This window comes from Maribacter sp. PR1, assembly GCF_028464145.1.
Taxonomy (GTDB): Bacteria; Bacteroidota; Bacteroidia; order Flavobacteriales; family Flavobacteriaceae; genus Maribacter.
Window position 1 is genome coordinate 17,996 of the sequence record NZ_JAQPCG010000006.1, and the last position, 15,942, is coordinate 33,937.

The 15,942-nt window shown below is 37.2% G+C and carries 11 protein-coding genes; 9 read left to right on the top strand and 2 right to left on the bottom strand.

Annotation, left to right across the window (positions count from 1 at the left end):
• The first annotated feature begins 4 nt into the window (after nt 1-4).
• From uvrA to PP182_RS12950, 6 genes are all read left to right on the top strand, one after another.
• On the top strand, nt 5-2,851 hold the full coding sequence (gene uvrA, locus PP182_RS12925) for an excinuclease ABC subunit UvrA (protein ID WP_272651681.1): 2,847 nt from the start codon (nt 5-7) through the stop codon (nt 2,849-2,851).
• Complete coding sequence (locus tag PP182_RS12930) at nt 2,848-3,534, top strand: TIGR00730 family Rossman fold protein (RefSeq protein ID WP_272651682.1); 687 nt, start codon at nt 2,848-2,850, stop codon at nt 3,532-3,534. The genes uvrA and PP182_RS12930 overlap by 4 nt, the downstream gene beginning before the upstream one ends.
• Before the next feature lie 8 nt (nt 3,535-3,542).
• A complete protein-coding gene (locus tag PP182_RS12935) occupies nt 3,543-6,392 on the top strand; it encodes a metalloprotease (protein WP_272651683.1) in 2,850 nt (949 codons plus the stop codon).
• A 155-nt stretch (nt 6,393-6,547) separates the two neighbouring features.
• A complete protein-coding gene (locus PP182_RS12940; RefSeq protein ID WP_272651684.1) occupies nt 6,548-8,962 on the top strand; it encodes an alpha-ketoacid dehydrogenase subunit alpha/beta in 2,415 nt (804 codons plus the stop codon).
• 151 nt (nt 8,963-9,113) lie between these two features.
• Nucleotides 9,114-11,378, top strand: a complete 2,265-nt coding sequence (locus tag PP182_RS12945) for an aminotransferase class III-fold pyridoxal phosphate-dependent enzyme (protein WP_272651685.1) — start codon at nt 9,114-9,116, stop codon at nt 11,376-11,378.
• A 49-nt stretch (nt 11,379-11,427) separates the two neighbouring features.
• On the top strand, nt 11,428-11,790 hold the full coding sequence (locus tag PP182_RS12950) for a DoxX family protein (RefSeq protein WP_272651686.1): 363 nt from the start codon (nt 11,428-11,430) through the stop codon (nt 11,788-11,790).
• 6 nt (nt 11,791-11,796) lie between these two features.
• Here PP182_RS12950 and holA read toward each other — a convergent pair whose 3' ends face one another.
• Nucleotides 11,797-12,798: a DNA polymerase III subunit delta gene (gene holA / locus PP182_RS12955; RefSeq protein WP_272651687.1), complete on the bottom strand. Its 1,002-nt coding sequence runs from the start codon at nt 12,796-12,798 to the stop codon at nt 11,797-11,799.
• Between the two features lie 26 nt (nt 12,799-12,824).
• Here holA and PP182_RS12960 point away from each other — a divergent pair, with 26 nt between their 5' ends.
• The 3 genes from PP182_RS12960 to PP182_RS12970 all read left to right on the top strand — a co-directional run bounded on the left by PP182_RS12960 (nt 12,825) and on the right by PP182_RS12970 (nt 15,242).
• Complete coding sequence (locus PP182_RS12960) at nt 12,825-13,271, top strand: type I restriction enzyme HsdR N-terminal domain-containing protein (RefSeq protein ID WP_272651688.1); 447 nt, start codon at nt 12,825-12,827, stop codon at nt 13,269-13,271.
• 12 nt (nt 13,272-13,283) lie between these two features.
• Nucleotides 13,284-14,288, top strand: a complete 1,005-nt coding sequence (locus PP182_RS12965) for a glycosyltransferase family 2 protein (RefSeq protein ID WP_272651689.1) — start codon at nt 13,284-13,286, stop codon at nt 14,286-14,288.
• Between the two features lie 93 nt (nt 14,289-14,381).
• The gene (locus PP182_RS12970; protein WP_272651690.1) at nt 14,382-15,242 is read left to right on the top strand and encodes an OmpA family protein; all 861 of its coding nucleotides are present in this window, start codon (nt 14,382-14,384) and stop codon (nt 15,240-15,242) included.
• Between the two features lie 73 nt (nt 15,243-15,315).
• Here the strand turns inward: PP182_RS12970 and PP182_RS12975 are convergent, their stop codons facing one another.
• Entirely contained in the window at nt 15,316-15,936 is a 621-nt protein-coding gene (locus PP182_RS12975; protein ID WP_272651691.1) for an L-threonylcarbamoyladenylate synthase, read from the bottom strand.
• Nucleotides 15,937-15,942 lie beyond the last annotated feature (6 nt).

The following is a 15,942-nucleotide window of genomic DNA, read 5'->3' on the forward strand; positions in this document are numbered from 1 at the left end:
TTCTATGATCAACTACGAAGAAAATATTGAGGTTAAAGGTGCACGCGTCCATAATCTCAAAAACATAGACGTTACTATACCTAGGGAAAAACTGGTAGTGATTACCGGACTTTCTGGAAGTGGTAAGTCTTCTTTGGCATTTGACACCATCTATGCCGAAGGTCAACGTAGATACATAGAAACATTTTCCGCATATGCACGTCAGTTTTTAGGAGGTCTAGAACGACCGGATGTTGATAAAATTGATGGTCTATCACCTGTAATTGCCATAGAACAAAAAACGACCTCTAAATCTCCAAGGTCTACAGTAGGTACTATTACAGAAGTTTATGATTTTCTTAGACTACTATTTGCGAGAGCTGGCGATGCACATAGCTATAATACCGGGGAGAAGATGGTAAGTTATAGTGATGAACAAATAAAAAAACTGATTATTGGTTCCTATAAGGAAAAGAAGATAAACGTCCTAGCTCCGGTCATAAAATCAAGGAAAGGGCATTATAGGGAATTGTTCGAGCAAATTGCGAAACAGGGCTTTGTTAAGGTCCGCGTGGACGGTGAAATCAAGGACATTGTCAAAGGGATGAAGGTAGACCGATATAAAACCCACGACATTGAAATTGTAATAGATAGGCTAAAGGTCGTCGAAAGCGAAGATTTACACAAACGCTTGGCCGAAACCATAAATACCGCCATGTATAGCGGTGACGATGTATTGATGGTTTTGGAAGAAGGTTCCGACGTCCCTCGTTATTTCAGCAGGGACTTAATGTGTCCTACAACTGGTATTTCATACCCTACGCCAGAGCCCAACACGTTTTCATTTAACTCTCCAAAAGGTATGTGCCCAAAGTGCAGTGGTTTGGGGCACGTTTATGAGGTAAACGAGAATAAAATATTTCCAAATAAGAAACTATCCATAAAAAACGGGGGTATTGCACCTTTAGGAGACTATAAAAAATCATGGGCCTTTAAACAAATAGAGACTATTGCCCAGCGTTTTGATTTTGAGTTGACCGACCCAATCAACAAAATTCCAAAAGAGGCTATAGAAATTCTTCTAAAAGGTGGTAATGAGAGTTTTGAAGTGGATTCAAAAACACTTGGGGTCAAAAGAACCTATAAGATTGATTATGAAGGAATATCCAACTTTATAAAAAGTCAATTCGACCAGGCAGAATCAACCTCCATAAAGCGATGGGCCAAGGAATATATGGACAAAATTGAATGCCCTTCCTGTGAGGGAAGTCGCTTACGAAAAGAGTCCCTATATTTTAAAATTGATGATAAAAATATTGCTCATTTGGCCCATATGGATATTGCCGAGCTAGCGGAGTTTTTTGATGGACTGGAAAAGAAATTGGAAGGCAACCAATTAAAAATTGCCGAAGAGATCATAAAAGAAATTCGTACAAGGATTCGATTTCTTTTGGATGTAGGACTGGACTATCTTTCACTTAATAGAAGTTCCAAATCATTATCCGGTGGTGAAGCGCAGAGAATAAGGTTGGCCACACAAATTGGCTCCCAATTAGTTGGAGTGCTTTATATACTGGATGAACCCAGCATTGGACTTCATCAAAGAGATAATTCCCGGTTAATTAAGTCCTTGGAATCACTCAGGGATTTGGGGAATTCGGTCATTGTGGTAGAACATGATCGCGACATGATAGAGCGGGCAGACCATGTCATAGATATCGGCCCCAAAGCAGGGAAACATGGCGGAGAAATTATATCAGAAGGAACTCCTAAAGATTTAAAAAATCATCATACCCTAACGGCTGATTATATAACCGGAGTTAGGGAAATAAAAGTACCAAAGAAACGAAGAAAGGGAAATGGCCATAAAATTGTTCTTTCAGGATGCACAGGTAATAATTTAAAAAACATCACGGTTGAATTTCCCTTGGGGAAAATGATAGGGGTTACAGGAGTTTCAGGTAGCGGAAAATCTACCTTAATCAACGAAACTTTGTATCCAATTATGAATGCCCATTATTTTAACGGGGTTAAAAAACCAATGCCCTATAAAAAAATAAAGGGTCTTGAACATATTGATAAGGTAATTGATATTAACCAATCACCTATCGGTAGAACCCCACGCTCGAACCCAGCCACTTATACTGGTGTTTTCAGCGAAATCAGGTCTTTATTTACGAAAACACCGGAAGCAGCGATAAGAGGTTATAAACCAGGGAGATTCAGCTTTAACGTTAAAGGGGGACGTTGCGAAACTTGTCAAGGAGGCGGTTTACGGGTCATAGAAATGAACTTTCTTCCCGATGTATATGTGGAATGCGAAACGTGTAACGGTAAGCGCTTTAACCGTGAAACCCTAGAAATAAGGTATAAGGGCAAATCGATATCAGATGTTCTGGAAATGACCATAAATGAGGCCGTGGATTTCTTTGAAGCCATACCCAAAATACACAGGAAATTAAAAACGATACAGAACGTGGGTTTGGGCTATATTTCGCTTGGTCAGCAATCCACCACGCTTTCTGGAGGTGAAGCACAAAGGATAAAATTGGCAACAGAACTATCAAAAAGGGATACTGGAAATACTTTTTATATATTGGACGAACCCACCACAGGTCTTCACTTTGAGGATATTAGGGTGCTTATGGATGTATTGAACAAATTGGCGGATAAGGGAAATACAGTTTTGGTAATCGAGCATAACCTCGATGTAATAAAAATGGTGGACCACGTTATAGATATAGGCCACGAGGGAGGACGTACAGGAGGCCAATTGGTTGGATCGGGCACTCCCGAGGAAATCTGTAAGTTAAAAAATAGCCATACGGCAGAGTTTTTGAGGAAAGAACTAAAAATTAAAGCACACAAATGAGAAACGAAAAACATCATAAAGGATGGAATGAAATAAAAACCAATGACTCTTGGGCCATTTTTAAAATAATGGGTGAGTTCGTCAATGGGTTTGAAAAAATGAGTAAAATAGGTCCATGTGTTTCCGTATTCGGTTCTGCAAGAACAAAAGAAGATGGGAAATATTATCAATTGGCAGTACGTGTTTCCAAAAAAATAGCTGAGGCCGGTTATGGTGTCATCACCGGTGGCGGACCTGGAATTATGGAAGCCGGTAATAGAGGAGCTCATTTGGCAGGAGGTACTTCAGTTGGACTGAATATCGATTTGCCTTTTGAACAGCATGACAACCCTTACATAGACAATGATAAGAGTTTGGATTTCGACTATTTCTTTGTACGAAAAGTTATGTTCGTTAAATATTCCCAAGGTTTTGTAGTCATGCCCGGTGGTTTCGGCACATTGGATGAACTATTCGAAGCGATTACATTAATACAAACAAATAAAATTGGCAAATTCCCGATTATCCTTGTAGGTAGTGACTTTTGGTCTGGTCTTTTTGATTGGGTCAAAAACACGATGTTATCATTCGGGAATATAAGCGCAGAAGATTTGGACCTAATAAAAATAGTGGATACCGAAGATGAAGTTGTAGAAATTATTGATGCTTTCTATAAAGGTCACACTTTAAGTCCCAATTTTTAAATAATAATTTGAAGCACCCCCAACGTCTTAAGAATCAACTTTTAATTTTACTATTTTCCATAGTAAACTGGGTTACCTATGCCCAATATGAAACCAACCTCACCGTAAAACTAAATCAGTTTAACCATGAGTTGGATATTAAACAAGAGTTTAATTACTACAACGATTCCAATTACACATTGGGTTTAGTTTATTTCAATGATTGGGCACATGCCTATTCCAATAAAAATACGGGACTTGCCAAAAGATTTGCCCAAGAATTCAAGAAAAGTCTTCATTTGGCCAAAAAGAACGAAAGGGGATACACCACTATTATTAGTGCTGTAGATGGCAACTATGAAGGCTTGGAATGGGAAAGAACTGAGGATGACGACATCCTCAAAGTCCGATTGAACAAGGGTTTGGCTCCTCGAGAATCCGTTAAAATAATTATCACTTACAAAGTTAAACTTCCTCCAAATAAATACACGCCTTACGGGTTCGATGGAAAGGGCAATTACTATTTAAAAGATTGGTATTTAACTCCTGCAGTATATGATGGTAAATGGCATCTATATTCAAATAAAAACCTGGAAGACCTCTATACGCGTATTACAAAGACTACCATTGACTTTACCTACCCTAAAGGTGTTTTTCTAAATTCCAATTTTAAGGAAAATAAAAAAGCCCAAATGAGTAATAGCCAAAGGGTAGAATTGGTTGCTGAAAATCAAAAAAGTGCAGAGCTAATTATTTCCTCCCAAAATCTGTTTACAACTCATATTACTCCACAAATGAAGGTGGTGTCCAATATTTCGTCTCCGAGATATGATCAAATTGCCCAAGGTATCTCCATAAATAGGATTACCGATTTCATTGATAGAAATTTGGGCAAGTATCCGCATGATAAACTATTGGTCAGTGAAATAGACTATAATAAAGACCCTATTTATGGAATAAACCAGTTACCCTCATTTATTCGACCTTATGACCAGCAGTTTCAATTTGAAATGAAGTTTCTAAAAACTGCACTGAACAGTATCCTAAGAGAGACAGTGTTTTTGGACCCTAGAAAGGAACAATGGTTAAATAGTGCCATTGCAAATTATTTGATGATAGAATATGTAGAAGAGTTTTATCCAGATCAGAAGTTATTAGGGAATCTATCGAAAATTTGGGGAATTCGAAGTTTCAATCTAGCAAAAATGGAATTTAATGAACAGTATCCCTTTCTCTACAACCTGACCGCTAGAAAAAATTTAGATCAAGCCCTAATCACCCCCAATGATTCTTTAATAAAATTCAACCAGAAAATAGCCAATAAATATAAGGCTGGTCTTGGCCTAGCTTACCTGGCCGATTATATTGGTAAAGAAAAAGTAGATGAGAGTATAAAAACTTTCTTCAAGTATTACCAGCTCAATAAGGTCAAAATTTTAGACTTTGAATCCATACTAAAGCGCTCAACGGAAAAGGATATCAATTGGTTCTTTAGAGAATATGTTTCTACCGACAGGAGAATAGATTTTAAAATAAAAAAGGTAGACAAAACCCGGGATTCGCTGAATGTAACCATTAAAAACAAAGAAGGTACCAATGTCCCGATTAGCATGTTCGGCCTAAGAAATGATACTTTAGTCTCTAAATATTGGTTTAAGGATATCAAAACCCTGGAAACCTTTTCGGTACCAAACAATAATGAGGATAAACTGGTTTTAAATTACGACCAAAAAATTCCCGAATTTAACCAAAGAGACAATTGGAAGTCGCTAAAGGGATTTCTATCGAGCAATAAAAAATTAAAGTTCACTTTTTTCAAGGATTCCGAAAATCCGTACTACAATCAAGTATTCTATGTTCCCGTTGTTAATTTCAATGTTTATGATGGTTGGGTTCCCGGATTAAGATTATACAACAAAACCTTATTGGAAAGACCCTTTGTTTACGACTTTGCTCCCTCCTACTCTTTTAGGGAGAAGGCATTTGTGGGCTATGGAAAGTTTAGCTACCGTAAATATTTAAGTAAAAGTGGTCTCTATGTGGCCAATTATTCCCTGGGAGGTTCTACTTCACATTTTAATGTAAATTCAAGGTATACATCCATAACTCCAGCAATAAGTTTTGGATGGCGGCCAGAGAATTTAATTTCCAATAAAAGGCAGGTTCTATCTTTTAGGTTTGTCAATATTTTCAGGGATTTTGACGAAAGTTTAAGCGATTTGGCCAACAATCCAGAAAATCCTGATTATAGTGTTTTTAATGCGAGGTACCTTAACCGTGATAATGGTATTTTAGATTATAATTCTTGGTTTTTGGACTTTCAACTTGCAGGAAAGTTCAGCAAGCTTTCATTTGAGTATGAATACAGAAAATTGTTCGAGAACAATCGACAATTTAATTTTAGGTTTTTTGCCGGTAAGTTTCTCAGCAACAATACCACTTCGAATTTCTTCAGTTTTGCATTGGACAGACCAACGGATTACCTCTTTGATTATAGCTACTTAGGCCGATCCGAGGATACCGGAATTTATAGTCAGCAAATCATTATTGCCGAAGGTGGTTTTAAATCCTTTTTAGATGAGCGATATCGCTTTTCAGACAATTGGATGACCACCGTTAATACGAGTTTCAACGTATGGAGATGGATAGAATTATATGGCGATGCTGGTTTGGTGAAAAATAACGGTTTCAAGGAAAAGTTTGTCTTTGATTCAGGGATTAGACTAAATCTGGTAACGGACTATTTTGAACTGTACTTTCCTTTGTATTCTAATAATGGGTGGGAAATTTCTCAGCCAGATTATGGTGAGAAAATACGTTTTATAATTACGGTAAGTCCTAAAACCTTAACCGGACTGTTCACAAGAAAGTGGTTTTGATTTCAGTATTTTCAATTCACCCCTTCTTAAATCAATAAATAATATGAATTTCACAAAATAATCAATTTGAAATATGATTTTCGCAACGGTTAAAGCAAAATCGAGATTGCTAAAACGATTTCAATTCGGTATTTTTGTGAAAATTTAAAAAATAAATGGACGTTTCTTCCAAAACAAGCAATGATATATCATTTGAAGATTTTAAAGATCAAATTATTAGTGATTATAAAATTGCATTTTTAAGTAGAACCTGTAGTCTACTAGGAAGAAAAGAAGTACTTACGGGTAAGGCCAAATTCGGAATTTTCGGTGATGGCAAAGAATTACCACAGCTTGCCTTGGCAAAATCCTTTCAAAACGGAGATTTCAGAAGTGGTTACTACAGAGATCAAACCTTTATGATGGCGATTGGCCAATTAAAACCAAAGGATTTTTTTCACGGACTTTATGCTACAACCGATTTAGAAAAAGAACCTATGAGTGCCGGTAGGCAAATGGGTGGACATTTTGTTACATATAGTTTAAATGATGATGGCAGCTGGAAGGATTTAACAAAACAAAAGAATAGTAGTTCCGATATTTCGTGTACTGCCGGGCAAATGCCAAGATTGCTTGGACTGGCCCAAGCATCCAAGGTTTATAGAGAACTTAAGGATATTGATAGCTCCAAATTTTCAAACAATGGAAATGAAGTAGCCTGGGGCACCATAGGTAATGCCAGTACCAGTGAAGGTATGTTCTGGGAAACCATAAATGCTGCAGGTGTTTTGCAAGTTCCTATGGTTTTGAGTATTTGGGATGACGAATATGGAATATCCGTGCCTGCAAAATACCATACCACAAAAGAAGATATATCTAAAGTACTTTCCGGATTTCAGAGGGATGATACTAACCAAGGTGTCGAAATTCTAAAGGTTAAAGGATGGGACTATACAGCATTAATGCACACCTATGAAAATGCTGCCGATATTGCTAGACAGGATCACGTTCCAGTTATTATTCACGTTACCGAACTTACACAACCTCAAGGTCACTCCACCTCGGGATCACATGAAAGATACAAGGATGACGAACGTTTGGCTTGGGAAAGGGACAATGATTGTAACAAAAGATTTAGGGAATGGATATTGGAATCGGGTATTGCGGACGAAGAAGAATTGTCCAGTGTAGAAAAACAAATTAAAAGGACGGTAAGAGAGGCCAAAAAGGAAGCATGGACAGAATATCTTCATGAACATCTATCCCAAAAAAAGCAGCTGGTTCAACTTATAAATGAAGCAGCAAAAAAAAGCGCAAACAAGAATTTTCTTTCGAAATTGAAAAATGATTTAATCGCTGTAGATGAACCTGTAAAAAAAGATTTGGCCATAGCGGCAAGAAAGTCATTGCGATACCTAATAGGGGAAAATTCCAATGAAAGAAAAGCCTTGGGCCAATGGTTAACTGATTTCCTATCGGAATCACAACCCAAATTCAGTTCCCATTTGTACAGTGAAAATGAAAATAGGGCTACTAATATTAAGCCTATACCACCCACATATAACGCATCCAAAGGGGAAAAAATCGACGGTCGAGTGCTTCTTCGTGACAATTTTGATAAATTATTTGAAAAATATCCAAATGCACTGGTATTCGGTGAGGACACTGGAGCTATAGGTGATGTGAATCAAGGATTGGAAGGTTTACAGGCCAAATACGGTGAAACTAGAATAGCGGATACTGGGATTAGGGAGACCACGATAATTGGGCAGGGAATCGGTATGGCACTAAGAGGCCTTCGCCCTATAGCTGAAATTCAATACTTAGACTATATTTTCTACGCCCTAGCTACATTAACAGATGATTTGGCAAGCCTTCTTTATAGAACCTTTGGAAAACAAAAAGCTCCCCTAATTATTCGAACGCGAGGTCATCGCTTAGAGGGTATTTGGCATTCAGGATCGGAAATGGGCGGATTGATACATGTTCTTAGAGGTATTTATATTTTGGCGCCTAGAAATATGACCCAAGCAGCAGGTTTTTACAACACTTTAATGAAAAGTGACGAACCCGCGCTAATTATTGAAAGTTTAAACGGATACCGATTAAAAGAAGACAAACCGACCAATCTTGGAGAATACTGTACTCCGATAGGTGTTGTTGAAACTATAAAGGAAGGTGAGGATATCACCTTGCTTTCTTATGGTTCTACATTGCGTATAGTAGAACAAGCAGCTAAGGAACTTTTAGAAGTAGGAATTGATGCAGAGGTAGTCGATGCTCAAACGCTATTGCCTTTTGACATCAATGGAGATACCGTTAAAAGTGTAAAAAAGACAAATCGACTATTAGTTATAGACGAAGATGTGCCTGGGGGTTGTTCATCCTACCTGTTAACGGAGATCATTGAGAAACAAGGGGGGTATAAGTATTTGGATAGTGCCCCTCAAACACTAACGGCACAGGCCCACAGACCAGCCTATGGCAGCGACGGTGATTATTTTTCCAAGCCTAATGTAGAGGACATTTTCGAAAAAGTTTACGCTATTATGAACGAGGCCAATCCACAAGATTTTCCGCCTTTACATTAATTTTGAAACTACTTCCTTACCATATCATTAATCCTTTTTACGATTTTTAGGTGTTTAATATGCCATTCTAAGCCTATTCACTACTAAAATAACGATTCTTTAGTATCTTGTTTATTTAAATTCCATTTGTAAAATAATTAGAAAATAAGGAATGGAACCCAACCCCAAAAATATTGCTGGAATACTCAATCGTTACTATGATTTATCGAATCCCTCCATTTGTAAAATGGAAGGATATGAAAGTAAGAATTACAAGATTGAAAGTGGCAATGATTGCTTTGTTCTAAAAATATACAATTTAAATGAGCCTAATAAGGCCCTACTAAATGGGGAGAACAAAGTTTTGGAGTGCCTAAAATCTCTGAAACCCTATACTTTTCCTCTCCCAATTAAAACTATCAATGGCCAGCCATGGGTTGAAGATCAAGGCCATATTTACAGATTGCTATCCTTTTTAGAAGGAAAGTTTTTAGCAGAAGTTGATTGCGCTAAAGATTTAGGTTACAAATTGGGTCTTTTTTTGGCCCAAATGGATTTGGTTACTCTACCAATTTACGATACAGCAATTATTAGTAAGCAAACGAATTGGGACCTCCAGTGGTTACACAAAAATGAAATCTACACAAACCGAATCCAAAACACCCAAGATCGTAGCTTGGTGAATTATTTTTTAATGCAGTTTAAAGAGCAGGTTATTCCAGTACAAGACCTGCTAAGAAAAGGTGTTATTCACAATGATGGTAATGATTGGAATATATTGACCCAGAATAATACCATTTCGGGAATCATAGATTTTGGAGATATGTGCCATTCTTGGCTAATAAATGAACTGGCAGTGGCCCTCACCTATTTTATTATGGAAAAGGAAAACCCGCTGGATTATGCCAAAGAAGTAATAAAAGCATATAATTCCATACTGCCTTTAGAAGAGTTAGAGTTAGATGTACTCTATTACCTTATTGCTGGAAGACTGTGTACAAGCGTATGTAATTCTGCTTTCGCTAAACAACAAAATCCCGATTCCTCATATATCACAGTTAGCGAAAAACCCGCGTGGGATTTACTTTACAAATGGCTAACTATCAATCCAGTGAAAGCCAAGTATGCCTTTAGGAGCGCGGCCGGATTTGAACCTGGCAATAAAAAGGTATTGAATCAACAACTTGAATTACGTCGAAAATTCATCAGTAGTTCCTTAAGCCTAAGTTATGAAGAACCCATCTACATGAAGCAATCGGCATTCCAATATATGTATGACCAAGCCGGGAATACTTTTTTGGATGCCTATAATAATATTATGCTGGTCGGGCATTGCCATCCAAAAGTCGTCAAAGCAGGACAAATCAGCATGGCAAAATTAAATACGAATACCCGCTACCTATATGATGAATTGTTCACCTATAGCGAGCAATTACTTTCTAAATTTCCGCCTTCTTTAAACAAAGTATTTTATGTGAATTCCGGTAGTGCTGCAAGTGATTTGGCGCTTCGGTTAGCACAAACGCATACAAATAAGAGCAAGGTTATGGTCATGGAACATGGTTACCATGGAAACACGCGAATGGGAATCAACGTAAGCCATTATAAATACAATCATAAGGGCGGACCTGGAAAGAAAGAGTATGTGATACAAACTCCCATACCAAAGATATTTGAATCGGGACACAACTCAGAGGAAGAGGCCTCCAAATATTTTATTGAAAAAACACTATCCGATATAAGTTTGAATCAAAATGAAATTGGCACTTTTATAGCGGAGCCTATTATAGGGTGTGGTGGACAGGTGCCATTACCAAAAAATTATTTAAAGAATATTTACCCCGCAATAAGAAAACAAGGAGGGGTTTGTATTAGTGACGAAGTACAAGTTGGGTTCGGTAGACTAGGAGATTTCTTTTGGGGGTATGAAATGTATGGAGTTATACCGGATATTGTAATTCTAGGTAAACCTATGGGCAATGGCCACCCTATTGGTGCTGTTATAACCACTAAGGAAATAGCCCAAAGTTTTGAGAACGGCCCTGAGTTTTTTAGTTCTTTTGGGGGTAACCCTGTGTCATGCGCAATTGGTAAAGCAGTTTTAGAAGTTATCGAGGAGGAAGAGTTATCTAAAAAAGCAAAGGAAACAGGAAATTATCTTAAAAACCAATTAAAAGAATTGGGGAGAAGATATCCAGAAATTTCAGATGTACGAGGCGAAGGGCTATTTCTTGGAGTGGAAATTCTAGACCATAAAAAAAGACCCGATAGAAAGAAAGCACAGTATTTAAAAAACGGTTTAAGGCAAAGACACATCTTAATTGGTACGGATGGTCCACATGATAATGTACTTAAGATTAAACCTCCACTATATTTTAACAAGGAGAATTCCGATACATTAATAAGCAATTTGGAAATTCTTTTACGTGAAAAATAAAATCTCTACATTTATAGGAACTTAACAATTAATAATAAAAATTCCCCTGATGAAAGATATTGGACTTGCCTTTTTCAGAATTGCTACTTCTGCCATGATGTTGACTCATGGGTATGGTAAATTTCAAAGGTTGATTGCCGGAAATTTCGAATTTGGAGACCCCATTGGGATTGGTGCCGCACCTTCTTTATTTCTCGCCGTTATTGGAGAGTTTATTTGTCCTATCTTAATAATAGTTGGTTTTAAAACAAAATTTGCTGCTATTCCTACTGCTATTACTATGGCGGTGGCAGCTTTTATAGCCCATGCTACCGATCCATTTGGAGATAAGGAAATTGCGCTACTGTACCTTGTAGCTTTCATAACAATCGCCCTAGTTGGTCCGGGAAAATTCAGTATTGACAAGAAATAATTTAGGCTAAAGAATCTTATATAGAAGTTCCTTTAGTAGGTCTTCATTATTTACACTGGAAGCGTTAACCCCCTTTCCCTTAAGGTCTAACTCTCTTAGATTGCCAATAATTTGGCTCACCCTTTTCATAGGAAAATTTTTGGCCGCGGTCTGGTACTCGCCTACGAAATACGGGTTAATTTTAAGAACACTGGCTACATGCTTTGGCGAATGGTCATTAAGACCATGATATTGAAGTAATTGGGTAAAGAAACTGTGAAGTAAAGAAATAGTAAGTACAAAAGGGTTATCCTTAGGGTTCTGGGAAAAATAGGTAACTATTTTAGTTGCCTTAAGGATATTTCGTTCTCCGATAGCTTTTTTCAACTCAAAATTATTATAATCCTTACTAATTCCTATATGTTGTTCTATATCTTCTGGGGTAATCTCCTTTTTTTCAGGTATGGCAAGTTTTAATTTTTCCAGCTCATTATTTATTCTCCCTAAATCCGTCCCCAAATATTCTACTAACATAATTGCGGCCTTATGTGAAATAGTAAAACCACTTGAGACGAGGGTCTTTCTCAACCAATCGGAAACTTGATTTTCATATAATTTTTTACTTTCGAAAACAACACCGTTCTTTTTAATACTCTTGTATAACGCCTTTCTTTTATCCAATTTCTTGTACTTATAGCAAAAGACCAGTACCGTTGTTGGTTGAGGGTTCTCTGCATATCCGTTCAAGTTTTCAATAGTTCTGGACAAATGTTGTGCTTCTTTAACGATTACGACCTGTTTTTCCGCCATCATTGGAAAACGTTTGGCATGGCTAACGATTTCATCAATAGTTGCATCCTTGCCATAAAGCACCATTTGATTGAATCCCTTTTCTTCCTCGCTGAGCACCTTCTCGCCTATATAAGAAGCTATTTTGTCAATAAAGAAGGCCTCTTCCCCAAACAGAAAATAAATAGGCTTTATATTTCCCTTCTTTATTTCGTTAACAATTTCTAGTACTTCATCCATTCAGAAAAATTCATCAAATTTGTAACATGCAGGCCCTAAATTTTCCCAGGTATACCTTTAGGTTCAAAAATAGTCAAAATACGACGCTAATTTTTGACATAATTCGCAAAAAATTTATAGTCCTCACACCTGAAGAATGGGTTCGTCAACACGTGCTTAAATTCCTTACCACCGATAAAAATTATCCTACAAGTCTAATTAACGTAGAGAAACAGATTGTTCTCCATGGATTAAAGAAAAGATATGATGTAGTTGTATATAATCCGGATGGGAGCATTGAACTACTCGTTGAATGTAAAGCACCACAAATAAATATTTCACAAACTACATTTGACCAAATAGCCCGATACAATTTTAACCTTGATGCGACCTATTTAATGGTAACCAATGGCATACAACATTTCTATTGCCAAATGCTTTACAGCGAGGAAAAATATAAGTTTTTAAGGGAGATTCCTGAATTTAGCCGTTAATTTGCATTCGTTTTGAAAATTGCCATTGTCATACTCAATTGGAACGGGGAAGTCCTCTTAGAGCGCTACCTACCTTCGGTCATTAAATTTTCCGAAGGTCTTGCGGATATTTTTGTGGCCGATAATGCATCTACAGATGGATCCGTCGATTTTCTAAAACTCCACTATCCAAATATCAACATCATTCAGAATTCTACCAATGGTGGGTTTGCAAGAGGTTACAATGAGGCTTTGGAATCTGTAACCGCCGATGTCTTTTGTTTGTTAAATTCGGATGTCGAGGTTACACAAGGATGGCTGAAACCCATCATAAACTTCTTTTTGGAACATTCCGAAGCTGCCATCGTACAACCCAAGATATTGGATTTGTTGAAAAAAGACCATTTTGAATATGCTGGTGCCGCTGGAGGTTTTATAGATCAATTGGGTTACCCTTTTTGTAGAGGTCGAATTTTTCAAAGTCTTGAAAGAGATCAGGGTCAATATGAAGACTCTATTGAGATATTTTGGGCCACGGGGGCTTGCATGTTTGTTCGATCAGAAGTATTTAGGGAGCTTAATGGATTCGATGCGGATTATTTTGCACATCAAGAGGAGGTCGATTTTTGCTGGAGAGCCAAGAATCAGGGCTATAAAGTTTATTATGTAGGGGCATCAAAAGTATTTCATCTCGGTGGTTCCACACTGAGCAACATGAACCCCAAAAAAACCTATCTCAATTTTAGAAACTCCCTTTTCTCCATCACAAAAAATCTTCCAAGGCGAAAAGCTTTTTTGATTATAATTGTTAGGTTACTTTTGGATGGAATAGCGGCATTGCGATTTATTCTGCAATTTCGGTTTAGGCACTGTTGGGCCATTTTAAGGGCTCACCTAAGCTTTTACCGTCAATTTAGGAAAATGTATAGGAAACGGGAAAAAGCTAAATTTATATTAAAGTACTATATTGTAAAATCCATAGTATGGTCTTACTTCGTAAATGGAGTAAAGAATTTTAACATTTTAGTAAAAGATTAACTAAGTACCCCTATAAACGATTCTCAAAAACTATAATTTTGGTTCCGTTTAAATGAACAAGTAAATAACAAACATTAATATAGTTAAACAATTATGAAAAAAATCATTTTAGGCTGTCTCGGAGTAACGCTTTTATTGTCTTCATGTGTTTCGCAGAAGAAATATGCTGATTTAGAGGCAAAACAGAAAGAGACCCAAGATTTATTAAACTCAGCAACGGTTAAGTTGAATGACTGTTTGGAAGAAAAGGCAACTGCTGATTCTAGACTTTCAACACTTGAAGATCAAAATGCTTTTTTAAAGGCAAATAACCAAGAGTTGATCAATAATATGGGTAATCTGACGACTTTGACTACTAAAGGAGCGGAAAACTTAGAGAAGTCTTTAGAAAGTCTTCAAGAAAAAGATTTAACCATCCGTAAACTTAATGATGCTATCACTAGAAGAGACTCCGTAAACCTTTCTTTGGTTCAGAGCTTAAAAGGTGTATTGGGTAATTTGGATGATGAGGATATTGAAATTAGTGTTGAAAAAGGTGTTGTCTTCGTATCGATTTCCGACAAGTTATTGTTCAGCAGTGGTAGCTACAATGTTACCAGCAGAGCTAAAGAAGTGTTGGGTAAAGTTGCCAAAGTTGTGAACAACAAACCTGATTTTGAATTTATGGTAGAAGGCCACACGGATGACGTTCCATATAGAGGAAATGGTATATTATTAGATAACTGGGATTTAAGTGTTAAACGTGCGACTGCGGTAGTTCGAATTTTACAAAATGATTTCAACGTAGATCCTAAACGTATGACTGCAGCGGGTAGATCGGAATATGTTCCTGTATCCCAAACAGAAAAATCTAAAAATAGAAGAACAAGAATTGTCGTACTTCCAAAAATCGATCAGTTTTATAGCATGATCGAAGAAGGAATGAAAGACCCTTCAATCAATGGAGGTAGATAATTTCTAGGTAAATCATAAAATTAAAAGCGGCTCTAGGGCCGCTTTTTTTATAGAATCAATATTTCTGTTCCACCTAAATGATATCAACATCCCCTTTTCCTTCCCGAATCACCTGAGGAAAACCAGTGGATAAATCAATAATGGTCGAAGCCACATTTCCTCCATACCCCCCATCGATAACAATATCTACCAAATTATCCCATTTTTCGTAAATCAGTTCAGGGTCAGTAGTATATTCCAATACATCATCGTCATCGCGAATTGAAGTGGAAACAATGGGATTACCCAAAGCCTCAACAAGCGTTCTGGCAATGTTATTATTGGGTACACGTATTCCAACTGTTTTTTTCTTCTTAAAATCTTTTGGCAGGTTATTGTTCCCAGGAAGGATAAAAGTATAAGGCCCTGGTAAGGCCCTTTTAAGAATTTTAAAGGTGGCGGTATCTATTTGTCTCGCATAATCTGACAGATTACTTAAATCTGCGCAAATAAACGACCAATTGGCCTTAGCCAATTTTATACCTTTAATTCTGGCAATTTTTTCCAGAGCTCTGGAATTGGTAATATCGCATCCTAATCCATATACAGTATCCGTAGGATAAATTACTAGACCGCCCTTTCTAAGGACTTGAACCACTTTGTTTATTTCCCTAGGGTTCGGGTTTTCTTCATATATCCTAATGAGTTCTGCCATTTGCCT